Raw genomic sequence first — 22,274 nt, 5'->3', positions numbered from 1 at the left:
GAAGGAATGGCCGTGACCCAATTAACGATATTTCATTACAATGACTTGCATTCAAAGTTCGACCAATGGCCACAGCTCGTCTCTTTTTTAGAGGATCGTCGTACTGCGGACACGCTTTACTTTGATTTGGGTGACCATGCGGACCGGACGCATCCCGCCACCGAGGTGACGCGAGGAAAACTGAACGTTCGTCTGTTGGAATCGCTGCAACCGACGGCCATCACGATCGGGAACAATGAAGGGATCACGTTCCCTCATGACTGGTTGGCAGAACTTTATGAAGAAGCGACATTCCCGGTGTTAGTAGCCAACGTGTACGAAGCGAATGGGGAAAGACCGGACTGGGCGAAAGAAACGCTGATCGTCGAACAAAACGGGGTGACCGTCGGGTTGTTCGGCGTGACAGCCCCTTATGAAGAGTTGTATCCTGCGCTCGGTTGGCAGATTGAGTCTCCGATTGAGGCGGCAGAACGGGCGATCGGGAAACTGTCAGGATGTGATGTTATCATCGCCCTCAGCCATCTCGGTTTTTATGCCGATGAACGCTTGGCGGAGCGTTTCCCGGAAATCGATGTCATTCTCGGGGCACACACCCATCATGTGTTGGACGAAGGGGTCGTGACCAATGGGGTGTTGATTGCCCAGGCCGGCAAGTACGGGCAGTATGTCGGGGAAGTGACCTTGTCGCTTGACGAGACCGGTGTGACTAAAAAAGAGGCACGACTTCATGACCTGACCCACCACACGAAAAGTGAAGCGACCTTACACGTTTTACGGTCAGAGCATGAGGAAGCCAATCGGTTACTCGATGTGACAATCGCGGAGACGGAAGGGTATGGCAGTGACTGGTTCGGTCCCTCTCCGCTAGGAGATTTGTTAGTCGAAGGGTTGGCGGACTGGTGTGACGCAGACCTCGGAATCATTCCTTCTGGTGTCGTCCTTGAAGGGTTGGAGCGGGGGAAAGTCACGTTGAACATGCTGCATCGAATCTGTCCGCATCCGATCAATCCCTGTCTGGTGACGCTGGATGGAAAAACGTTGAGACGCTTTTTGGATGACGTCCAGGAAGAGACGTTCACGACGATGCGTGTGCGTGGACTCGGATTTAGAGGGACGGTGCTCGGAGAGCCGAGCCTGTATCAAGTCGAGGCGGTCGACGGGCACTACCATGTTGCCGGACAACCGATTCAGGACAGTCGTCAATATCGTGTCGCAACGGTCGATATGCTGACGTTTGGTCCGCTGTTGCCTTATTTGGCCGATCAACAGAGACGATATTACATGCCGGAGCTGCTCCGAGATGTGTTGCGAGAAACGATTATCGACCGCCATCATCTCCTTCAAAAAGAATAGGGATGGCGCCATGTGCATGGTATGATAAAACAGTGGAGGTGGGAATGATGATTCGAGTGAATCGCCACGGATATACCGTGATCGAGGAGAAACGCGAAGGCTTCGACGAAGAAGCGTTTATCGCGCGATATAGTGATGTGTTGGATAAATATGATTATATCGTCGGCGACTGGGGACATGGGCAACTTCGGTTAAAAGGGTTTTATGAACCGAAATCGAAGCATGCTACATTTGAGAACCGAATCGATCATGTCATGGATTACGTGTATGAGTATTGCAACTTTGGTTGTCCCTATTTCATTCTGAAAAAAGAGACCGAAATCAACGAAGAAGAGAGTGGACCGGTCTTCGGCGGGACGAAACAAAAATTAAAGCTGAAGCGTAAGTTCAATAAACCAAATGAGCCACAAACAGGAAGTGCTGAATAAATCAGCGCTTTTTTTATTACAATTGATTTCCAAATATTTCGTTTAGGTAAAAAGTCGCCTTCTCGAGTTTAGAGGTTGGAAAATTGTGATAGATTGTAATTAAGGATAGCTACGCGCTTTTGTTTTTTCATGTGAGGTGATTGGATGCAACATGTACAAACGACTGTCGGGGATCGTGATGACGTCCATAATCGAATCCATAACCTCGGGTTGGGGCTACTTTCTGTCGGTTTCTTCGGGTTCCACATGATTATGACATTTTATTTCACTGCCGCAGTACTTTTATTCGAGCTGGTGCACGTCTTTTTCATCCGTCGCTTTGAATACGGTCAGTCATTTTTACGAAACCGGCTGTTCAACGTGACGTCGCATATCGTCTTGTCGATTGGTGTGCTCCTGTTTATTCTTTCGATGTCTCATTTCTTTTTAGGCAATGTCATGATTCAGTAAAGGGAAGGGAAAAACCTTTCCCTTTTTTCTTATTTTTTGAAACGTGTCAAACGGATTTCACGTACACTTAAATAAGACTATGAAAAAGGATGGGGTTCGCATGAGATCTGAATGGAAACAACACGCACGAAGCATGATGAAAGGGAAATGGTGGCTGATGGCGGGGCTTGCACTCTTGTTCGTCATCCTCAACGGGATTCCGCAATGGTTCGCTCCAACTTACGAAATCAATGATCCGCAACCGTACACGTCGACGGATGTCACGATGTCATTCATTTCAAACGTATTAACGATTTTGATTGCACCGCTCTCAATCGGTTGGACATGGCTCGCATTATCCGTCTCACGTGGCGAGAAACCGGCTGTCTCGAAATTGTTTGAGCCTTTTCGAAATGGCTATGTGAAGCATGTCATCGTATCATTTTTAGTCACTTTGTTCATTGTACTCTGGTCGTTATTGTTGCTCGTACCGGGGATCATCAAAGCATTCTCTTACTCACTGACGTTCTATATTTTACGCGATCAACCTGAACTGAAAGCACTTGAAGCGATTACGGAGTCGCGCCGTCTCATGGACGGGCATAAGATGGAAGCCTTCAAGCTGTCACTCTCGTTCTTCGGCTGGTTCCTGGTCGGCCTCATGACACTCGGAATCGGGTTCTTCTTCATCGGACCATACTTCTCGGTGACGTACGCCACGTTCTATGATTCGGTTCGTGGGGAAACGGGCACAAGCATGACGGATGAACCGGAACAAGCTTTCTAATTCAAAAAACGCCTCGCTCAATTCATTGAGCGAAGCGTTTTTTTATTAGACGTTAGCCTTCTCTTTTTGCAGGTATGGCTTAAGTGATAAATAATGTTCCGCTACGACTTTACGAATCGTACGCGTTTTTGAGCGCATGACGAGTGATGTCGTTTCAACGATATCGTCCGTCAAGAATTTGACGCCGTCAAGGAGTTCACCTGAAGTGACGCCGGTCGCAGCGAAGATGCAATCGTCACTCTTGACGAGGTCATCGAGTGTGAGCAGTTGGAGCGGGTTTTGTATGCCCATTGAAATGACACGAGCCGTCTCTTCGTCGTTCATCGGGTGGAGGCGGGCTTGCATGTCTCCGCCCAGTGCTTTGACGGCTGCTGCCGTGATGACGCCTTCCGGTGCGCCACCGGTACTGATGAAGATATCAATCGGGTTCGATTTGACTGCGGCCGCAATTCCGGCTGAGACGTCCCCATCTTCAAACAGTTTGACGCGGGCACCGACGCGCATCGCCGCTTGACGTAAATGTTCATGGCGGTCACGGTCTTGCATGATCACGGTCACTTCTTCGATCCGTTTGTTATTGTATTTCGCTGCTTTCTCGATGATTGACTCGAGTGGCTCATCAAGCGATACTTTCCCTTTCAAGTTCGGACCGACGACGAGTTTGTCCATATACATATCTGGTGCGTGGAGGAGGGCCCCTTCATCAGCGACCGCGATGACGACCATTGCGTCACCGAGACCTTTTGCGACAATCGAAGTGCCTTCGAGCGGGTCGACCGCGATGTCAACCTTTGGACCGAACGTGGTGCCGAGTCGTTCACCGATATAAAGCATCGGGGCCTCATCGAGTTCCCCTTCACCGATGACGACTGTCGCATCCATGTTGACCGTTCCGAGCACTTCACGCATGGCAGAAGTCGCGGCATCGTCCGCCTCGTTCTTCTGACCGCGTCCAATCCATTTTGAGGAAGCGAGTGCCGCCGCCTCTGTTGCCCGTACGATTTCTAAAGCTAATTCACGTTCCATAGTGTTGTACCCTCCACGTCAAATCTATTTAATGTGTTATACTTTTTTACGAATAAATCCGTGGATTAGTGTATCACAATGTAATAAATGATGTAAATAGGGGTGGTTCTTTTCTCTGGCTAAAAAAAGGATTAGTATTAAGGGCAGGGGGGATCATCATGTATTTTGTGGATAGAGAAAAAATTAATCAGACACTGAACCTTATGGAAACGATGCTTGCGCAATACGAAGGACTGGATGGAAATCCGTTCACGTTGGAGTTGGCCAAACAACGCATGGCCGTTTTGTTGATGGAAGGGGTCATCGACGTCGGGAATTCGATGATTGACGGCTTCATCATGCGGGATCCGGGAAGCTATGAAGACATCGTCGAAATCTTGTTGGACGAGCGTGTGCTCGATGCGCAGACCGCAGAGGCGACAAAGGCGTTAGTGGGCCTCCGTAGCTACTATGTACGAGAGTTCGTCGAGGCTGACGCGAAGTCGTTCGACATGTGGATGACCGAGTCAAAACAGGCATTCGAGGCATTTCCAGACAAAGTTCGTCGCTATCTAGAAGCCGAGCTCGGACCGGTGTCCGCATTCTTACCAGAAAGCGAGTGATTGGATGGAACCGATTAAAGGATACTTATTTGATTTAGATGGCACGATGTATGCAGGGACGGAGCCGATTCATGCAGCCGTCGATTTTGTGAATGAACTTGAGGCGACGGGTTTTCCGTACTTGTTCGTCACGAACAACGCATCGATGACACAGCAGCAGGTCGCAGATAAACTGATTTCGATGGGCGTTCACGTTAAAGCGGAGCGTGTTTTGACGAGTGCCATGGCGACGGCTCACTATATCGAGAAGATGTCGCCGGGTGCGACCGTTTATATGATTGGGGAACAAGGATTACGCATTGCCCTTGAAGAACGCGGCTTCCATGTAACGGATGAGGCGAAGGCAGACTATGTCGTTATCGGCCTCGATCGTCATATTACGTATGAGAAACTGGCAAAAGCAGCGATTGCGATTCGTTCGGGTGCCCGTTTTATCTCGACGAATGGCGATATTGCCATTCCGACGGAGCGCGGTTTGTTACCGGGAAATGGGGCGCTCACTTCTGTATTGACCGTTACGACGGAAAAAGAACCGTTTTTCATCGGTAAACCGGAACCGGTCATGATCGACATTGCCTTGGAAATGATCGGACTCCAAAAAGGGGACGTCGTGATGGTCGGGGATAACTACCATACGGACATTCTGTTCGGGATCAATGGGGGCATCCGTACCCTCCATGTCAATTCCGGCGTTCACGGTCCGGCTTTTATCCAAGAACAAGAAAAACTCCCGACCTACATGGTCGAGAGTTTAGATGAATGGAAGCATGAAAAAAAGGGATGACGTATGTCTCCCTTTTTTATTAGAATACTTGTTCAACTTCAACGATTCCCGGTACTTCTTCGATGAGCGCACGTTCAATCCCAGCTTTCAACGTGATTGTTGAAGACGGGCAGCTGCCGCAAGCACCCATCAAACGAAGCTTGACGATGCCTTCTTCAACATCGACGAGTTCAACGTCGCCGCCGTCACGAAGCAAGAACGGACGTAATTTATCGAGTACTTCTTGGACTTGATCAAACATTTCCATGGTATCTACCCCTTTCTCGTTCTTCTTCATTCTAGCAAGTTTGAGATTGTTTCTCAATCATTTACACCGAGCGTTCTTTCGGGCGAACCGAATTCATTTTTGTATAATGAGGAGGAGGGGGAATGAAGATGAAAATCACGGTTTATGGAGCGGAAGTCCAGTGTGCGAGCTGCGTAGGGGCGCCGAGCTCGATTGAGACATACGATTGGCTCCAAAGTGCGCTCGGTAGAAAATATCCGGAGCATACCTTTGACTTTGAATACATCGATTTTGAGCAATCAGACGATGACATCGCCCAAGCGATCAAAGAAGATGAGTGGTTTTATCCGCTCGTTTTGCTCGATGGAGAGGTCGTAGATGAAGGTGTGGTGCAGTTACGGAAGATTTATGCGGCCATTGATACGAAAAAATGAAGTGTGACAAAAGTGGAAAATGTGATCGTCGAGCTTGAAAAGGCGACAAATCAGATTGCGATTTCATCCGAGCAACTCGTAACAACAACGGAGCAGTTATAAGTCATATAAGTCATATAAGTCGACATCACGGTCGTTCATAATAAAACAAGCGGAGCGTCTGAAGCGCTCCGCTTGTTTTATTTAATGACTTTATGCTTCCAAAGAATACCGGACTTGAGCAGTCGCGCGACCTTACCCGTGAGTGATTGTTTCCCCATGAATACTCCAAAACCAGCCTTTTTCCCAAGAGACCCGAGCGTCCCTTTCAGCTTGATGTCAGGTAAGTCAGGATACGTGACGCCTTTCCACTTACATAATAATACTTGGACGATTTGTTCTGCCTGTGCCTCCGCCAATTGCCCGGAAGGGGCGTAAGGAAGGCTCGCATTGTCACCGACGACAAATACATCGGGTAAGCCTGGAACAAAATGATGCTCAGTCAGTTTGACCCGCCCGCCACCGTCGAGCTCCCAGCCCTGGTTTCGAACGACAGCGACCGGTTGAATCCCAGCCGTCCAGACGATGAGATCGGAAGCAAAATAGTCCTCGTGATTCCAAAGCCCGTCCGCATCGACACGCGTGATGTTGGCGTTGTTGATGACGTCTACGCCGTGATCTTCAAACCAGGTTTGAACGTACATCGAGACACGATTCGACAAGAACGACAATACAGACGGTCCGCGGTCGAACAGTTGGACCGTCAAATCAGGACGGCTCTCACGAAGTTCGCTCGCGAGTTCGACTCCGGAGAGTCCGGCTCCGACAACCGATACGACAGAACCTGGACAGAGTCCGTTGATCGCTTGTTGCGTCTTTCGTGACTCCTCCAATGTTTGGATACTGTACGTGAATTCAGCAGCCCCTTGGACGTTATGGTACTTGTCCTCACAGCCTAAGCCGATGACGAGGTCGTCATACGGAACTTTTTCTCCGCTCGCGAGGCCGACCATTTTAGTATCCGTGTCAATCGACTCGACTTGTCCGTATATGTACTCGATCCCTTCCGGAAAATCGATACGAATGTCGCGGTCTGAGACCGTGCCTGCAGCGAGCGCATAATACTCTGTTTTTAATCCATGATAAGGTAAGCGGTCGACGAGTGTGATCGAGACGTCCTTCAATTGATGCCCAAGGACACGTTCAATGACACGCATTCCCCCGTAACCGCCACCCAAGACGACTAATTTGCGCATAAGAATCCCCCTTTGTTACTCTTCAACTTTATCATGTTATAATCTGCCGTAGAAGAACCATTTTCCGATAATTCACGTAAAGAAAGATGGTGAAAGAAATGATCAATCCAATTATCGAGTTTTGCGCCTCCAATCTGGCGATGGGTTCACAAATTGCACGGGCGAAATTAGAGTCCGACCCGGATCTCGATGTTGTCGAATACGGGTGTACCGGCTATTGTGGCGTCTGTTCACTCGACCTGTTTTGTCTGGTCGACGGAGAGGTCGTGACTGGGGAGACACCGGAAGAACTGGTCACCAAGGTGTATGAAAAAATAGAAGAGATGGCCTGGTAAAAAGTTTGGGGGGAACCTCGAACTTTTTTGTTTTGACCCGTTGCATTTTAAAAAAAGGGATGTTATATTCTAAGAGGTTCGAATGTAGGTTGTCTGACGTTTAACAACGACAAAAAGAAAGCGTTTCAAACGGTAGGACATATCTTTTTTCGGGTATGACACATATATAATCGTTCTTTTATCGAAAGGAGTACATGATCAATGACTATCATGAGTTTGGTTGGTATCGTAGCACTAATTGCAATCGCTTTCATCTTCTCTACCAACCGTAAAGCCATCAAATGGCGTACAGTTCTTGCTGCATTCGCGATTCAGTTCGCGTTCGCATTCCTCGTCCTTTATTCAGACTGGGGTCGTGCAGCACTAAAATGGATTTCTGAAGGGGTACAGGCAGTATTGAACACGGCAAATGCCGGGATCAGCTTCCTCTTCGGGACAGCAGTTGGAGAAGGTAACTTCGTCTTCGCTTTCCAAGTATTGACAATCATCATCTTCATGTCATCGTTAATCGCATTCCTTTACTACATCGGTGTGATGCAGTGGGTTATCCGTATTCTCGGTACAGCCCTTTCGAAAGCACTCGGTACATCACGTAAAGAATCACTTTCTGCAACAGCGAACATCTTCGTTGGTCAAACGGAAGCACCGCTTGTCATCAAGCCTTACCTTCCAACAATGACACAGTCTGAGCTCTTCGCCGTAATGGTTGGGGGACTCGCTTCAGTAGCCGGTTCAGTACTTGCTGGATATGCGGCACTCGGTGTGCCGCTCGAGTACTTGCTCGCAGCGAGCTTCATGGCAGCACCTGCTGGTCTTATGTTTGCGAAAATCGTCGTCCCTGAAACAGAAGAAGTGGATGATGACATCGAAATCGCAGAAGATGAAGAGAACAAGCCTGCAAACTTCGTTGATGCAGCGGCACGTGGTGCTTCTGACGGTCTCTTCCTCGCGTTAAACGTTGGTGCGATGCTTCTCGCGTTCATCTCGTTGATCGCGCTCTTGAACTTGATTCTTGGTGGAATCGGTGGATTGTTCGGATATGATGCACTTTCACTTCAAGTAATCCTTGGTTATGTCTTTGCACCACTTGCGTTCATCATCGGTGTACCGTGGGCAGACGCTGTTCAGTTCGGTAGCTTCCTCGGTCAAAAACTTGTCTTGAACGAGTTCGTCGCGTTCTCTGAGTTCGCTCCAATCATCGGTACAGGTGAATTGTCAGCTCGTACAGAAGCGATGACTGCATTCGCACTCTGTGGATTCGCGAACATCTCGTCACTTGCAATCCTCCTCGGTGGTCTTGGTGGTATGGCGCCAAACCGTCGTGGTGACATCGCACGTATGGGTGCACTTGCGATTCTCGCGGGTACACTTGCAAACTTGATGTCAGCAACACTTGCTGGACTTCTTATCGGACTTCTCTAATAGAAGACGTAAAAAGCGACCACTTCGGTGGTCGCTTTTTTTGTGTTCAATGATCAGCAACGAAGGAATGAGTAGGGGATGTTTAATGCATAACCAATTTGCTTAGAAAAATTTACAAAATAAATCCTGGAGTGCGCTATTATGAAAGGTGAGGAGGGGTTGTAATGTATGCTCTAGTAGCCTATTTTGACGAGAGGACGGATGCGGAAGTGGAGAAACTTTGGCGTGCGTTAAAAGAAGAAGGGATCTCCAGCTACGCGTTTGAATTGAAAAATCTACGTCCGCATATCACGTTGGCGAGCTATAAAACGTTAGCCGTAGATGCGTATATCGAGTGGTTGTCGCGGCATTATTCCAAAACGCAAGTGGTTCCAATCAATTTTGAATCGCTAGGGACTTTCATTGACTCGAAAGCAATATATTTAGCTCCGACGCTGAATGATGGACTATCCAGGCTTCATCAAAGTCACCATGCGCAACACGGAAATTTTGACGATTATTCGGATGCATTATACATACCGAACAAATGGATCCCCCACTGTACGTTGGCCAATCATTTATCCGACACGCAGATAGTAGCTGCATTTCAGTATTTGACAAAGCGTATTCAAAAAATCGAAGGGAAGATTGAGTCCTTAGCATTGATTCAAGTCCCTGAGCCTAATCATGTGGAGACCCTCTATACAATAAAACTTCGTCATTGAAGGATGGAAATATACATAGAAAAAGCACCTAGAATTCAATCTAGGTGCTTACTTATCGTTTACGCTTGAAGTTGCATGCGCTGACGTTCAATCCACGGCTTCAATTTGATGAAGAGTGGGACGAAGAGTGCGCTAATCAAAAGTGCTTTAATCAAGTTGAACGGAAGGATTCCGTATAGGACAAGGTCAGTCTTCACAGCAGGCTCTGCCATATCTGCCATTCCGAAGAAGTAGGCGTAGGCTGGAAGGATGATCAAGTAGTTCAAAATAGCCAGGCTGAGTGCCATCGTAATCGTTCCGGCGAGTAAGCCAGAAGCGAGTGCTTTATTTGTCTTCCGTTTATGGTAGAACCAAGCGACCGGATACATGAATGCGACACCGGCTAAAAAGTTCGCGACTTCTCCGACAGGGACGCCGCCACCATTGAAGATGTAATAGAGTACGTTTTTTAATGCGACGACCGCGACGCCTGCAAGTGGTGAGAACACAATCCCGGCAATCAAAGCAGGAATGTCACTAAAGTCGACTTTCAAAAATGGTGGTAAGAACGGCAACGGGAAGTTAAACAGCATGAGTACGAATGAAATCGTCCCGAGCATCGCCAGTGTCACCAAAGTCGTCAATCGTTTGTTACGCGTGGTTTTCATCAGAATCTCTCCTTTTGGTCGCTCCTCGATGAATGGCACCCGTCGCATATAAAAACCCGATTGCAATGAAGACAATCGGGAGAGTTTACGCGCATACGAAATAGATGTTTTCCGATGTGGAAGAGTCCACGTCAAAGAAAACATCCGGATATCGGTCGGATGCCGCCATCTTCTCCCATCCAGACTATACTGTCGGCTTTCGAATCTCACGAAATCAGCAAGCAACGCCTTGCTCGCTCACGGGCTGAGAAGAACTTGTCTTCAATACCGCCGGTCGGGAATTTCACCCTGCCCCGAAGATGGAACGATTTAATTTTTTTTGTTACAGTTTAGTTATACAAGATAATTCACGAAATCACAAGTCAATTGACTTGAAATGAAGATAAATCGAGGAGGAGTTCACATGATTCATTTGACAGAGTCAGCGGCACTTCAAGTGCAGGAGATGATGAAACAGACCGAACGCCCCGAGGCGCAATATTTGCGGATCAAAGTGCAAGGTGGCGGATGCACCGGACTTTCCTACGGAATGGGGTTTGATGAAGAGAAAACGGACAAAGACGTCCAATTCGACCATCATGGCGTCCGCGTCATTGTAGCAGAAGCCGATCACCCTGTTGTCGACGGATTAGAAATCGACTATAAACAATCGATGCTCGGGGGCGGTTTTACGATCAAAAACCCGAATGCCATCGCAACGTGTGGCTGCGGGTCGAGTTTCCGGACTGCCACAAACGCTGGAACCCCGGGAGACTGCTAAGACGTTTGACTATGGATTCTCGTCCATAGTCTTTTTTTGTGCCATTGAATCCGTTATGGAAGATGGGGGAAAGGGAATATGGTGAGGAGTACAGTAACGAAGGGGGCAATGTTGATGAGAAAAGTGTTGATCTTTGGTGGGTCCCGATATTTCGGAAAACGATTAGCCTTACGTTTGGCAGAAGCGGGAGATGACGTGACGATTGTGACCCGCGGGCAGTTGCAAGTCCCGGAAGCTGAAGGAATCCGTTCGGTCAAAGGGGACCGTCAATCGGTCGCGACGATGAAGGATTTGGCGCGCGAACGGTATGACCTCGTCTACGACAACATCTGTTTCACACCCTATCAGGCGAAAATTGCCTCGGATGCGTTCATGGACAAGGTCGGAAAATATGTACTCACTTCCACGATGTCGGTCTATGCACCAGGTCCAGACTTAAAAGAAAGTGATTTCAATCCGTTACATTACGAATATCATTTAGAAGCCGAGCACGATTACGGGCAAGGGAAGCGGGAAGCGGAATCCTTCTTATTCCATCGCGCGTCGTTTCCGGTGGCGACCGTTCGACTCCCAATCGTGTTGGGTCCGGACGATTACACCGATCGCCTCAAGTTTTATGTGGATGCGATCCGAAACGAGGAACCGATTGTTTTACACCATCCGGAAGCGAAGATGGGCTTCATTTCGAGTGCGGAAGCGGCAGCCTTCTTGGAATGGGTCGGCCGGGCGAATGTTACAGGTCCGTTCAATGCGGCGAGTGACGGCGTGATTTCCATGGGAGCGCTCATGGAACGAATCGGTCAACATCTCGGAAAACCTGTTCAAATCATCAAAGATGGTGAATCGACGCCATACGATACCGATGTCGATTACTATATGTCGATTGCCGAAGCGAAGAAGGCGGGCTATGTCTTCACACAACTTGATGATTGGATTGATCGGGTCATCATTCAAACGATTCGGAAGTGAACTTCATTTGTATTCAATGAAAGGGCGCCCTGTCAAAAGCAGATAGGACGCCCTTTTTATTGCTTCGATCAGTCCAATCGTTTTTCTAAAATAATCTTTTCGACACCGTCTCGTTCGACCTCGACCGCCTTCACGTCAAAACCATGTTTGATGTTCAACAATAACATTTGACGCCAGCGATTCATCGTCTTCGTTTCAATCACTCGATAATCCTGCGTTTTTGCCCAATTATGCTGTGCGATCATAAGGCTCGTCGCAACCCCCTTGTTACGAGCAACGGGAGAAACAGCGCCCATCCAACTGTAAAATCGGTCTTCGCTGAGAGGATAGCCGATTTTATAGCCAATGACTTGTTCGTTTGAAATGGAGAGGGTGAAGACGAGACCACGCTTGCCTGCTAATTTTTTCTTGAAGTGTTCGATGTCACCAAAAACCGTTTGATGAATCGAAAAAATGTCATTTAAATCATGTTCATCGAGTTGAGAAGTCGTTTTGATTTGCATCGTAGCCTCCTTAATCATGAAAGTTACGTAAAAAACCTCTGCAAACACGTTGTCTGCAGAGGATGAAAATTTATTTCCCGGCAAATACCGAGGTAGAGTGTTGTGGGTGACGGGCAGTCGGGTCGACCAATTGCTTCACCTGGTTGACGGCAATCGGTGCCTCACCGAATCCTGTTGCGATCAACTTCACTTTTCCTTCGTATGTCGCGATATCGCCACAAGCGAAGATGCCAGCGACCGTCGTTTCCATACGTGAGTCGACGCGAATCGTGTTTTTCTCGAACTCCATGCCCCAGTTCTTGATTGGACCGAGAGACGAGACGAAACCGTAGTTACAAATCAAGTCGTCCACTTCGACAATTTTTGATTCGCCGTCTTTATCCGTCAATTCGACCGATTCGATGTGTGTCTCGCCGGAGAGCGATTCGATGTTATAAGGCGTCCAGACGTTGATCGTCGAAGCCTTCATTTGTTCGACCGTATGTTCGTGAGCGCGGAAGCGGTCACGGCGGTGAACGATGTGGACTTCTTTTGCGATTCCTTCTAACATGAGTGCCCAGTCAACAGCAGAATCGCCACCACCGGCGATCATGACGCGACGGTCACGGAATTTTTCCATGTTGTCGACGAAATAATGGAGGTTTGCAAACTCCTCACATCCGTCGATGCCGAGCGGACGAGCGGCGAAGGCACCATTACCAGCCGTGATGATGATGGCTTTTGTATGGTATTCCTCTTTGTTCGTTGTAATGTGGAACGTTCCGTCTTCCAAGCGTTCCACAGTTTCAACTGTCTCACCGAGGCGGTAGTCTTGTTCGAATTGATCGGCTTGCGCCTTCAATTGATCGATCAAGTCCTGTGCCTTCACTTTCGGGAAACCAGCGATGTCGTAAATATATTTTTCAGGATAGAGCGTCGAGAGCTGTCCACCGAGTTGCGGTAAACTTTCAATCAACGTCGTATCGAGTTGGCGCATGCCTGCGTAAAATGCGGTGAACAGTCCGACCGGGCCGCCACCGATGATGATTACATCTTTCGTCGTCTTCATCGAATTCCTCCTCAAAACGTATACATCTATTATAGTGAGTTTTATGAATTAAATCCAATCTGTACAAACATGCAATACTTTCAAAAAAAATTCAAGAAGATAAGCTTTTCCATTGAGAAATGAAAACAAAGAGCGTACAATGAAACAGAAGCAATTGTGAACAGCCGTTGAACAAGAAGTGGCTTTATTGTGAACGTCTATGTGAAAAAACACACAACATAGTTGTTCAAGAAAACAAAAATATTCAAGACAAGGTGGAAATGAACATGAAACGACCTAACATTGTGATTCTTGGCGCAGGATTCGGAGGACTCATCACAGCAGTCAACCTCCAGAAGACACTTGCTGCTGGAGATGCGAATATTACACTCATTAACAAACACGACTATCACTACCAAACAACTTGGCTCCACGAACCGGCAGCTGGAACAATGAACCCAGACCAGGCGCGTGTCTATATCAATGACATTGTGAACCCGTCACGTGTGAAATTTGTCAAAGGGATCGTCGATCGCGTCGATACTGCTGCAAAACAAGTTTTACTTGAAGATGGTTCAGTCGTTGAATACGACTATGTCGTCATCGGTCTTGGTGGCGTACCTGAAACATTCGGTATCCCAGGTCTTAAAGAGCATGCGATGACAATCAGCTCATTGAACAGCGTTCGTAAGATCAAAGAACATATCGAATATTCATTCGCTCAATACAAAACAAACGGTTCAACTGACAGCTCGTACGTCACGATCGTCGTCGGTGGAGCAGGATTCACAGGAATCGAATTCCTCGGTGAACTCGTGAACCGTATTCCTGAGCTTTGCAAACAGTATGATGTACCACGCGAAGCAGTACGTATCGTGAACATCGAAGCGGCTCCGACTGTTCTTCCAGGTTTCGACCCAGAGCTTACAACATATGCTCAAAAATGGCTTGAGCGTAACGGCGTGGAAATGAAACTCGGAAACGGAATCAAATCTGTTGAAGAAGGTGCCGTCACGTTCGGTCCTCTCAAAGGCGAAGAAACAGAAACGATTCATGCCAACACAATCATCTGGACAGGTGGCGTAAGTGGAAGCCCGATCGTTGAAAAATCAGGATTTGAAGCCGTTCGTAACCGTGTCGTGGTTGAAGCGGATAACCGAGCTCCAGGTCACGATAACGTCTTCATCATCGGTGACTGTTCAGCGGTCATGGATCCGGAATCAAACCGTCCATACCCACCGACAGCTCAAATCGCAACACAACAAGCGCATAACGTTGCGAAAAACATTGCTGCCCTCATCAACGGGAAGTCGACATCGAAGTTCTCTTACGAAAGTAAAGGTACGGTCGCTTCACTCGGACACAACGATGGAATCGGGATTGTCATGGGCAAAAAGATTTTCGGTCGCAATGCTTCATTCATGAAGAAAGTCATCGACAACAAACACTTTATCGAATTGAAAAAATACGGACTTGTCCTCAAAAAAGGGAAGTTCTAATCGATATTTTTCTAACAGCTCGTTCGATCGTGAACGAGCTGTTTTTTCTGGGTTTTGAACGGAAGTTCTTTGACCAGGGCGGTATTTCTTTTGTATAATGGAGAACGGACAAGGGGGATAACACATGCACATCATTCAAGCAATTATTGGTGCGATTTTATATATGACCATCTTTTTCAGTATCGGCTTTATTTTGAATATGCTACTTAAAAAAACGTGGACACTCGTGTTCATTTATCCGATTTTTGTCATCATGATGATTGATAACGTGAAATTTACAAGTTATGTGACCGAAACGTCTACAGCGCTCTCGAACGTATATGAAGGAATCATCGGACTCCAGTTCCTTGATTTGTTCATGCTCGGGTTTGGGCTTCTCGGTGCCATCTTGGCAGGTGTCACGATTCGCTTCTTGCGTAAGAGCGGTTATTCAATGTTTTAATGGCGACAAGTGCTCGCCTTTTTTTGTTTTGTGCCTACTTTTTTAGGGCATGAACCGATATACTAGATAACGAAACGATTTTTAGTAAGGGATGCGATGCGAATGACATTACCGATGTATACGATCAAAAAAGTGTTGAATAATAGCGTTGTCATTTGTCAACATGATACGGATCCGGAAGTCATTCTACTCGGGAAGGGGATTGGCTTTGGGAAAAAACCTGGCGATGTCGTCGGCCCGTCCAACGTCCCGGAAAAAGTGTATCAATTGACGGATAAAGAAGAACAATCACAATACAAAGAACTCGTCAAACATGTGGACGAGGACTTCATTGCCTTTATGCAGGAGATTGTCGGGTTCATCGAGTCGAGTACTGGAAAGAAAGTGGACGAGCATATTCACATCGGCTTGACCGACCACTTGTATTTCACGATGAAGCGGATCGAGCAAGGGATGGAAGTGACGAACCCGTTTCTTTTGGAGACAGAATCGCTTTATCCGAATGAGTATGCGCTCGCAGAACGGATTGTCGACATGTTCCACGAACGGTTGCATGTATTGTTGCCTGATGCCGAAACAGGATTTATCGCACTCCATATTCATTCTGCGACCACGTTTAAAAACGTCCTCGAAGTCAATCGGCACAATCAGATCATTGGACAAATCGTGAAGACGATTGAAAGTCGCTTGAACGTAAAAATGGACCGTTCGTCACTTGATTACAAACGCTTACTTCGGCACTTACGGTACGCGGTTGAGCGGGTTGCGACCGGTGAGATGGTCGAGGCTCCACAAAAAATTGAAAAGGTATTGCGCGACGAATATCCGCTATGCTATAGTACTGCTTGGGAGCTGATGGGTATCATGGAACGCGAATTGAAGCGTCCTGTCCCACGAGGTGAAGCGACATATTTGACGATGCACCTCCAGCGACTGACAAGTAGATAACTGATACCACGTGTCTTACGTGTTACTGATTCGATCAGGCATGAGTAAGGAGTGGAACGATGATGATGTCTCCCTTGGGAGAGGTCTACGTTCTGTCCCTTATTCATGCCTGTTCTGTTTTTATAAACGTTATTTATGAAAACGTTTAGATGCGTCGGTTGTCTGACATCTACAGCCATTATTTTGGATCATTCATCTTGTGAAAGGGAGGAAATTTTCATGTTTAAACAGGTTTTTGGTGTTCTTCAAAAAGTCGGTAAAGCGCTTATGCTTCCTGTAGCGATCTTGCCGGCAGCCGGTCTCCTTCTTGCGTTCGGTAACGCAATGCAAAACCCGGCTCTTACAACACGCGCTGGTTGGTTGACTAACGAAGGCGTCGTGAAATTCGCACAGTTGATGGAGCAAGCAGGTGGCATTATCTTTGCTAACTTGGCGCTCTTGTTCGCGGTCGGTGTCGCGATTGGTCTTGCAGGTGACGGGGTTGCCGGACTTGCAGCAATCGTCGGATTCTTGATCATGAACAAAGTTATGGGTGTATGGCTCGAACTTACACCTGAGGTTTTAGCGCAAGGTGACCCATCTTACGCTTCAGTTCTTGGTATCCCAACACTCCAAACAGGGGTATTCGGAGGGATCATCATGGGTCTCATCGCAGCATGGGCCTACAACAAGTACTTCAACATTGAATTGCCACAATTCCTTGGATTCTTTGCTGGTAAACGTTTCGTTCCAATCGTAACTGCACTCGCAGCAGTTGTTGCTGGTTTCGTGATGCTTCTCATCTGGCCACCAGTACAACACGGTTTGAACTCATTCTCTAACTTCATGTTAGAAGAAAACCGTACATTCGCAGCATTCGTATTCGGTCTCATCGAACGTTCGTTGATTCCATTCGGTCTTCACCACATCTTCTACTCACCATTCTGGTTCGAGTTCGGCTCGTACACAGACGCAGCAGGTACTGTTGTTCGTGGTGACCAAGCAATCTTCTTCGCACAAATCCGTGACGGCGCAGAGCTTACAGCTGGTACATTCATGACTGGTAAATTCCCGTTCATGATGTTCGGTCTTCCTGCAGCTGCACTTGCTATGTATCATGAAGCACGTCCAGAACGTAAAGCGGTTGTTGGTGGTCTCTTGGCTTCTGCTGCCCTTACATCGTTCTTGACTGGTATCACAGAACCAATCGAATTCACATTCTTGTTCGTTGCACCGTTGCTCTTCGCAATCCACGCTGTATTCGCTGGATTCTCGTTCATGATCATGCACCTCTTGAACGTTAAGATCGGTATGACATTCTCTGGTGGATTGATCGACTACCTTCTCTTCGGTGTTCTTCCTAACCGTACTGCTTGGTGGCTCGTCATCCCAGTTGGTCTCGTGTTCGCAGTTGTTTACTACTTCGGATTCCGCTTCGTCATCCGTAAGTTCAACTTGAAAACACCAGGTCGTGAAGATGAAGTGGTTGAGCAATCAACAGCTACTGGTTCAGAACTTGCACAAGATATTCTCGTCGGTCTCGGTGGTTCAGCGAACATCAAACACCTTGACGCTTGTATCACACGCCTTCGTGTCGAAGTAAAAGACAAAAACCAAGTTAACAAAGAAGAGTTGAAACGCCTTGGCGCTTCTGGTGTCCTTGAAGTTGGTAACAACATTCAAGCAATCTTCGGACCACGTTCGGATGCATTGAAATCAGAAATTCAAGCGGTCATCGCTTCAGGTAACGAAAAGAAAGCCAACTAATGGCTTGAGCCAATCCTTCGGGGTTGGCTTTTTTTATTGGAGTGAAACGGTTTCACTTGGTGGGCAAAGGGAAAAAGTAAGTATTCTGACAAAGGAGGGAACCATGATGTGGAAGAAAGTGTTTGGTGTCTTACAACGGGTCGGGAAAGCACTCATGCTTCCGGTTGCGATCTTGCCGGCAGCCGGTCTTCTTTTGGCGTTTGGTACCGCATTCCAAAATCCAGACCTCGTTGACTTGCTCCCATTCTTGGCAAATGACGGACTTGTCCTGATTTGGCAGGTCATGACTGATGCCGGGGATATTGTCTTTGCGAACTTAGGGTTACTGTTTGCCGTCGGGGTCGCGATCGGGCTCGCGAACGGGGACGGGGTTGCCGGTCTGGCAGCGATTGTCGGGTATTTGATTATGAACAAAGTAATTAGTACGTGGAACGGTATTTCCGCGGAAATCGTGCAAGGTGATCCGCAGTATGCGACAGTGCTCGGGATCCCGACGCTCCAAATGGGGGTATTCGGGGGGATTATCGCCGGTCTGGTCGCTGCCTTCGCGTACAACCGGTATTTCAACATCAAACTGCCGGAGTTTTTAGGGTTCTTTGCCGGAAAACGGTTTGTACCGATTGCGACCGCGGCATTCAGCTTACTCATCGGGATCGCGCTCGCTTACATTTGGCCACCGATCGGGAATGGAATCAACAACTTCTCAAGCACGGTCATTGAAGCGAACGTGGCGCTGTCGGCATTCATTTTCGGTCTGGTCGAACGTTCACTCATTCCATTCGGTCTTCACCACATTTGGTATTCTCCGTTTTGGTTCCAATTCGGTGAATATACGAACAAAGCAGGGGAGCTCGTCCAAGGGGACCAGCGGATCTTCTTCGCTCAGCTTCGTGATGGTGTCGAATTTACAGCCGGGACGTATATGACCGGGAAATTCCCGTTCATGATGTTTGGTCTACCGGCTGCCTGTCTAGCCATGTTCCACACCGTACCAAAAGAACGTCGGAAAGACGTCGAGGGTCTTTACTTCTCAGCAGCCCTCACTTCCTTCTTGACAGGGATTACAGAACCAGTTGAATTCTCGTTTGTCTTCGTTGCACCACTACTCTTTGGTATTCATGCTGTCTTTGCAGGTCTCTCATTCATGACGATGCATTTATTAGATGTAAAAATTGGACAAACATTCTCAGGCGGACTGATTGACTACTTGCTCTTTGGTGTCCTTCCGAACCGAACCGCCTGGTGGCTCGTCATTCCGGTCGGTCTCGTCTTCGCGGTCATTTACTACTTCGGATTCCGTTTCGCCATCACGAAGTTTGACCTGAAAATTCCGGGACGCGAAGATCAATCCGCTTCAAAAGTGGACAGAGCCGGAATCGGTGACGATTTGCCGTATGAAGTTCTGGTCGGTCTTGGTGGACCGGAAAACATCAAGCACTTGGATGCGTGTATCACACGACTCCGTGTAACCGTGAACGATGTGAAACAAGTCGATAAAGACCTGTTGAAAGATCTCGGTGCGGCTGGGGTGTTAGAGGTGGGTGACAACATCCAGGCCATCTTCGGACCGAAGTCAGATACGTTGAAATCGCAAATCGCGACCATTATCGAAGGTGGTCAATATAAACCGAAGGAAAAAGCAGTCATTACGCCAGAGGCGGCGGAACATGCCGATCATCGCTTCCTGGCTCCGATGTCCGGTGTCCTCTTGTCACTCGATGACGTGCCGGACCAGGTGTTCTCAGGTCGTATGATGGGCGAAGGGTTCGCGATCGAACCGAGCTCGGGACAAGTCGTTTCACCGGTCACCGGTCAAATTACGACATTCTTCCCAACGAAACACGCGATTGGCTTACTTGCAGATGATGGTCGTGAAATCCTCATTCACGTGGGGCTCGATACCGTGAACCTGAAAGGGGAAGGATTCGAGTCGAAAGTGAAAGAAGGCGATCGTGTCGAAGCCGGCGACATCTTGCTTGAAGTCGATCTGAATGCGATCCGTGATAAAGTACCTTCACTTATCACGCCAATTATTTGGACGAACGGTGAGAACAAGGTTGTCGTTGTTCCATTCGGGGAAGCCGTTGTCGCAGGAGAAGCGCTTGACTTCAGAACAGATGACAAAGGACCAGAATAAAAAAGGCAATAGGAAACGCCCCAACTCATCTAATGAGTTGGGGCGTTCTTCGTGACTTATTTTTTAATATCGAATTTTTCGCTAAGGAAGTTGACGACTTCTTCAGCTGTATCCATGTTGAGGACTTCGTTTACGATCGCTTCCGTTTCTGATTTCGTCAAACGTTTGACGAGCTTACGTGCACGGAGGACGCTTGAAGCCGACATCGAGAATTCGTCAAGACCGAGTCCGAGAAGGATTGGAATGGCGAGTTCTTCACCAGCCATCTCACCACACATACCAACCCACTTGCCGGCTTTGTGTGCTTCTGTGATGACGTTGTGGAGAAGGTTCAAGATTGCTGGGTTGAACGGTTGGTACAAGTAAGATACTTTTTCGTTCATCCGGTCTGCTGCCATCGTGTATTGAATCAAGTCGTTCGTTCCGACTGAGAAGAAGTCGACTTCTTTTGCGAATTGTTTCGCCATGACAGCCGTTGATGGGATCTCAACCATCATTCCTGTTTCGTAGTTACCAACTTCGATTCCTTCTTCTTTCAACTTCGCTTCTTCTTCGAGGAGAAGGGCTTTCGCTGCACGGAACTCTTCGAGTGTCGCGATCATTGGGAACATGATGGCGAGGTTACCGTGCGCTGATGCACGGAGAAGGGCACGAAGTTGTGTGCGGAACAAATCTGTTTCCTCGAGGCAAAGACGGATTGCACGGTAGCCGAGGAACGGGTTCATTTCTTTTGGTAAGTCGAGGTAAGACAACTCTTTATCGCCACCGATATCGAGTGTACGGATGACAACCTGTTTGCCTTCCATGCCTTCAATTACCGTTTTATATGCTGCGTATTGTTCTTCTTCTGTCGGGAACGTTTCAGAATCCATGTAGAGGAATTCTGTACGGTACAAGCCGATTGCATCAGAACCGTTTCTCAATACGCCTTCGAGGTCGTTTGGTGTACCGATGTTTGCCGCGAGCTTCACTTTGTGGCCATCAGCAGTAACAGACTCTTCGTTGACGAGTTGCTTCAATTCTTCTTTGTAAGCGGCGAATTCGGCACGCTTCGCTTCGTATTCATTTACGAGATCTTCTGAAGGGTTGACGTATACATCTCCTTCAGTACCGTCGATGATGACGAGGTCGCCGTTTTTGATTTCTTCTAAGGCAACTTTTGTACCGACGACAGCCGGGATTTCGAGTGAACGTGACATAATCGCAGAGTGAGATGTACGTCCGCCGATGTTCGTCGCGAACCCTTTGACATATTTACGGTTCAATTGCGCCGTATCGGATGGCGTCAAGTCTTCAGCGATGATGATCACTTCTTCTGAAATAGAAGCAGGTGTCACGAACGTCACGCCGAGAATGTGTGCCATGACACGTTTTGTGACATCACGTACGTCTGCTGCGCGCTCACGCATGTACTCGTTGTCCATTGATTCGAAAATCATGACCATCATTTGGGCAACTTCGTCAAGTGCCTTCGCAGCGTTCATGTGTTCGCTTTCAATTTTCTCGTTCACTTGTGAGACGATCTCAGGATCTTCGACGATGAGTAGGTGAGCAGAGAAAATCTCAGCTTTGTCTGGACCTAGTTCACGAAGTGTGATTTCACGGATCTCTTCAAGTTCAGTTTTTGACTGAGCAATGGCATCCTGGAAACGTGCTTTCTCAGCTGCGACATCATCGATCTTATTCGTTGGGATGTCGAATGAAGGAGTCTCCATGACGAATGCTTTCGCAACCGCGATTCCTGCAGATGCGCCAATACCTTTAATGTGTGACATAAGCGTAGTCCCTCTTTTCAAAGAAATAGTGTACTTTCTAGTCTCGTTACTTCATA

Annotated in this window: 23 protein-coding genes, 1 pseudogene and 1 riboswitch; of the genes and pseudogenes, 17 read left to right on the top strand and 7 right to left on the bottom strand. The window is 47.8% G+C overall.

Annotation, left to right across the window (positions count from 1 at the left end; translation table 11 throughout):
* Positions 1 to 6: 6 nt before the first annotated feature.
* From KNP03_RS02965 to KNP03_RS02950, 4 genes are all read left to right on the top strand, one after another.
* Positions 7 to 1,353, top strand: coding sequence for a bifunctional metallophosphatase/5'-nucleotidase (locus KNP03_RS02965; RefSeq protein ID WP_214825070.1), 1,347 nt, complete (start codon positions 7 to 9; stop codon positions 1,351 to 1,353).
* A gap of 47 nt (positions 1,354 to 1,400) precedes the next feature.
* Positions 1,401 to 1,781 carry a YutD family protein gene (locus KNP03_RS02960; RefSeq protein ID WP_214825067.1) on the top strand — a complete coding sequence of 127 codons (381 nt, stop codon included), beginning with the start codon at positions 1,401 to 1,403 and terminating at the stop codon, positions 1,779 to 1,781.
* Between the two features lie 144 nt (positions 1,782 to 1,925).
* Positions 1,926 to 2,231, top strand: a complete 306-nt coding sequence (locus KNP03_RS02955) for a hypothetical protein (protein WP_214825064.1) — start codon at positions 1,926 to 1,928, stop codon at positions 2,229 to 2,231.
* 100 nt (positions 2,232 to 2,331) lie between these two features.
* Positions 2,332 to 2,997, top strand: coding sequence for a DUF975 family protein (locus KNP03_RS02950; protein WP_214825061.1), 666 nt, complete (start codon positions 2,332 to 2,334; stop codon positions 2,995 to 2,997).
* A gap of 45 nt (positions 2,998 to 3,042) precedes the next feature.
* Here KNP03_RS02950 and glpX read toward each other — a convergent pair whose 3' ends face one another.
* A complete protein-coding gene (gene glpX / locus KNP03_RS02945) occupies positions 3,043 to 4,023 on the bottom strand; it encodes a class II fructose-bisphosphatase (RefSeq protein WP_214825058.1) in 981 nt (326 codons plus the stop codon).
* A 158-nt stretch (positions 4,024 to 4,181) separates the two neighbouring features.
* Here glpX and KNP03_RS02940 point away from each other — a divergent pair, with 158 nt between their 5' ends.
* Both KNP03_RS02940 and KNP03_RS02935 read left to right on the top strand, forming a co-directional pair.
* Positions 4,182 to 4,625 carry a DUF86 domain-containing protein gene (locus KNP03_RS02940; RefSeq protein ID WP_214825055.1) on the top strand — a complete coding sequence of 148 codons (444 nt, stop codon included), beginning with the start codon at positions 4,182 to 4,184 and terminating at the stop codon, positions 4,623 to 4,625.
* A 4-nt stretch (positions 4,626 to 4,629) separates the two neighbouring features.
* Positions 4,630 to 5,409 carry a TIGR01457 family HAD-type hydrolase gene (locus tag KNP03_RS02935; protein ID WP_214825052.1) on the top strand — a complete coding sequence of 260 codons (780 nt, stop codon included), beginning with the start codon at positions 4,630 to 4,632 and terminating at the stop codon, positions 5,407 to 5,409.
* 19 nt (positions 5,410 to 5,428) lie between these two features.
* On the opposite strand, the gene KNP03_RS02930 is transcribed toward KNP03_RS02935, so the two are convergent.
* Complete coding sequence (locus KNP03_RS02930; RefSeq protein ID WP_240544461.1) at positions 5,429 to 5,686, bottom strand: NifU family protein; 258 nt, start codon at positions 5,684 to 5,686, stop codon at positions 5,429 to 5,431.
* 98 nt (positions 5,687 to 5,784) lie between these two features.
* Here KNP03_RS02930 and KNP03_RS02925 point away from each other — a divergent pair, with 98 nt between their 5' ends.
* Positions 5,785 to 6,069, top strand: coding sequence for a YuzD family protein (locus tag KNP03_RS02925; RefSeq protein WP_214826208.1), 285 nt, complete (start codon positions 5,785 to 5,787; stop codon positions 6,067 to 6,069).
* Between the two features lie 179 nt (positions 6,070 to 6,248).
* Here KNP03_RS02925 and KNP03_RS02920 read toward each other — a convergent pair whose 3' ends face one another.
* A complete protein-coding gene (locus KNP03_RS02920) occupies positions 6,249 to 7,304 on the bottom strand; it encodes an NAD(P)/FAD-dependent oxidoreductase (protein WP_214825049.1) in 1,056 nt (351 codons plus the stop codon).
* 98 nt (positions 7,305 to 7,402) lie between these two features.
* Between KNP03_RS02920 and KNP03_RS02915 the strand changes: the two genes are divergently transcribed.
* The 3 genes from KNP03_RS02915 to KNP03_RS02905 all read left to right on the top strand — a co-directional run bounded on the left by KNP03_RS02915 (position 7,403) and on the right by KNP03_RS02905 (position 9,765).
* Positions 7,403 to 7,639, top strand: coding sequence for a YuzB family protein (locus KNP03_RS02915; protein ID WP_214825046.1), 237 nt, complete (start codon positions 7,403 to 7,405; stop codon positions 7,637 to 7,639).
* A gap of 201 nt (positions 7,640 to 7,840) precedes the next feature.
* Positions 7,841 to 9,061, top strand: coding sequence for a NupC/NupG family nucleoside CNT transporter (locus KNP03_RS02910; RefSeq protein ID WP_214825043.1), 1,221 nt, complete (start codon positions 7,841 to 7,843; stop codon positions 9,059 to 9,061).
* 164 nt (positions 9,062 to 9,225) lie between these two features.
* Positions 9,226 to 9,765, top strand: a complete 540-nt coding sequence (locus tag KNP03_RS02905) for a 2'-5' RNA ligase family protein (protein WP_214825040.1) — start codon at positions 9,226 to 9,228, stop codon at positions 9,763 to 9,765.
* 59 nt (positions 9,766 to 9,824) lie between these two features.
* Here KNP03_RS02905 and KNP03_RS02900 read toward each other — a convergent pair whose 3' ends face one another.
* Positions 9,825 to 10,412 (bottom strand): ECF transporter S component, encoded by a 588-nt coding sequence (locus tag KNP03_RS02900; RefSeq protein ID WP_214825037.1) that lies wholly within the window; start codon positions 10,410 to 10,412, stop codon positions 9,825 to 9,827.
* Positions 10,413 to 10,575: 163 nt separating this feature from the next.
* A riboswitch (FMN riboswitch) is annotated at positions 10,576 to 10,717 on the bottom strand.
* A gap of 98 nt (positions 10,718 to 10,815) precedes the next feature.
* On the opposite strand from KNP03_RS02900, the gene KNP03_RS02895 reads away from it, so the two are divergent.
* Together KNP03_RS02895 and KNP03_RS02890 are read left to right on the top strand one after the other, a co-directional pair.
* Positions 10,816 to 11,172, top strand: coding sequence for a HesB/IscA family protein (locus KNP03_RS02895; RefSeq protein ID WP_214825027.1), 357 nt, complete (start codon positions 10,816 to 10,818; stop codon positions 11,170 to 11,172).
* Positions 11,173 to 11,286: 114 nt separating this feature from the next.
* Positions 11,287 to 12,141, top strand: a complete 855-nt coding sequence (locus KNP03_RS02890) for a Rossmann-fold NAD(P)-binding domain-containing protein (RefSeq protein WP_214825023.1) — start codon at positions 11,287 to 11,289, stop codon at positions 12,139 to 12,141.
* 68 nt (positions 12,142 to 12,209) lie between these two features.
* Here the strand turns inward: KNP03_RS02890 and KNP03_RS02885 are convergent, their stop codons facing one another.
* Positions 12,210 to 12,644, bottom strand: a complete 435-nt coding sequence (locus KNP03_RS02885; protein WP_214825020.1) for a GNAT family N-acetyltransferase — start codon at positions 12,642 to 12,644, stop codon at positions 12,210 to 12,212.
* A gap of 70 nt (positions 12,645 to 12,714) precedes the next feature.
* On the bottom strand, positions 12,715 to 13,692 hold the full coding sequence (locus KNP03_RS02880; protein ID WP_214825017.1) for an NAD(P)/FAD-dependent oxidoreductase: 978 nt from the start codon (positions 13,690 to 13,692) through the stop codon (positions 12,715 to 12,717).
* Between the two features lie 266 nt (positions 13,693 to 13,958).
* On the opposite strand from KNP03_RS02880, the gene KNP03_RS02875 reads away from it, so the two are divergent.
* The 5 genes and pseudogenes from KNP03_RS02875 to ptsG (KNP03_RS02855) all read left to right on the top strand — a co-directional run bounded on the left by KNP03_RS02875 (position 13,959) and on the right by ptsG (KNP03_RS02855) (position 20,443).
* Positions 13,959 to 15,170 carry an NAD(P)/FAD-dependent oxidoreductase gene (locus KNP03_RS02875; protein WP_214825014.1) on the top strand — a complete coding sequence of 404 codons (1,212 nt, stop codon included), beginning with the start codon at positions 13,959 to 13,961 and terminating at the stop codon, positions 15,168 to 15,170.
* A 124-nt stretch (positions 15,171 to 15,294) separates the two neighbouring features.
* Positions 15,295 to 15,612: a YuiB family protein gene (locus tag KNP03_RS02870; RefSeq protein ID WP_214825011.1), complete on the top strand. Its 318-nt coding sequence runs from the start codon at positions 15,295 to 15,297 to the stop codon at positions 15,610 to 15,612.
* A 102-nt stretch (positions 15,613 to 15,714) separates the two neighbouring features.
* The gene (gene glcT / locus KNP03_RS02865) at positions 15,715 to 16,560 is read left to right on the top strand and encodes a glucose PTS transporter transcription antiterminator GlcT (RefSeq protein WP_214825008.1); all 846 of its coding nucleotides are present in this window, start codon (positions 15,715 to 15,717) and stop codon (positions 16,558 to 16,560) included.
* A 219-nt stretch (positions 16,561 to 16,779) separates the two neighbouring features.
* A pseudogene (gene ptsG, locus KNP03_RS02860) lies at positions 16,780 to 18,279 on the top strand (glucose-specific PTS transporter subunit IIBC); the annotation flags it as partial.
* Positions 18,280 to 18,412: 133 nt separating this feature from the next.
* Positions 18,413 to 20,443 carry a glucose-specific PTS transporter subunit IIBC gene (ptsG, locus tag KNP03_RS02855; RefSeq protein ID WP_240544417.1) on the top strand — a complete coding sequence of 677 codons (2,031 nt, stop codon included), beginning with the start codon at positions 18,413 to 18,415 and terminating at the stop codon, positions 20,441 to 20,443.
* A 56-nt stretch (positions 20,444 to 20,499) separates the two neighbouring features.
* Here ptsG (KNP03_RS02855) and ptsP read toward each other — a convergent pair whose 3' ends face one another.
* Entirely contained in the window at positions 20,500 to 22,218 is a 1,719-nt protein-coding gene (gene ptsP / locus KNP03_RS02850) for a phosphoenolpyruvate--protein phosphotransferase (RefSeq protein ID WP_214825001.1), read from the bottom strand.
* Between the last annotated feature and the right edge of the window lie 56 nt (positions 22,219 to 22,274).

The sequence above is a fragment of the Exiguobacterium algae genome (genome assembly GCF_018617875.1).
GTDB classification, from domain to species: Bacteria; Bacillota; Bacilli; order Exiguobacteriales; family Exiguobacteriaceae; genus Exiguobacterium; species Exiguobacterium algae.
The sequence above is the reverse complement of the archived record's forward strand: the minus strand, read 5'-3'. Positions and strand labels throughout refer to the sequence as shown.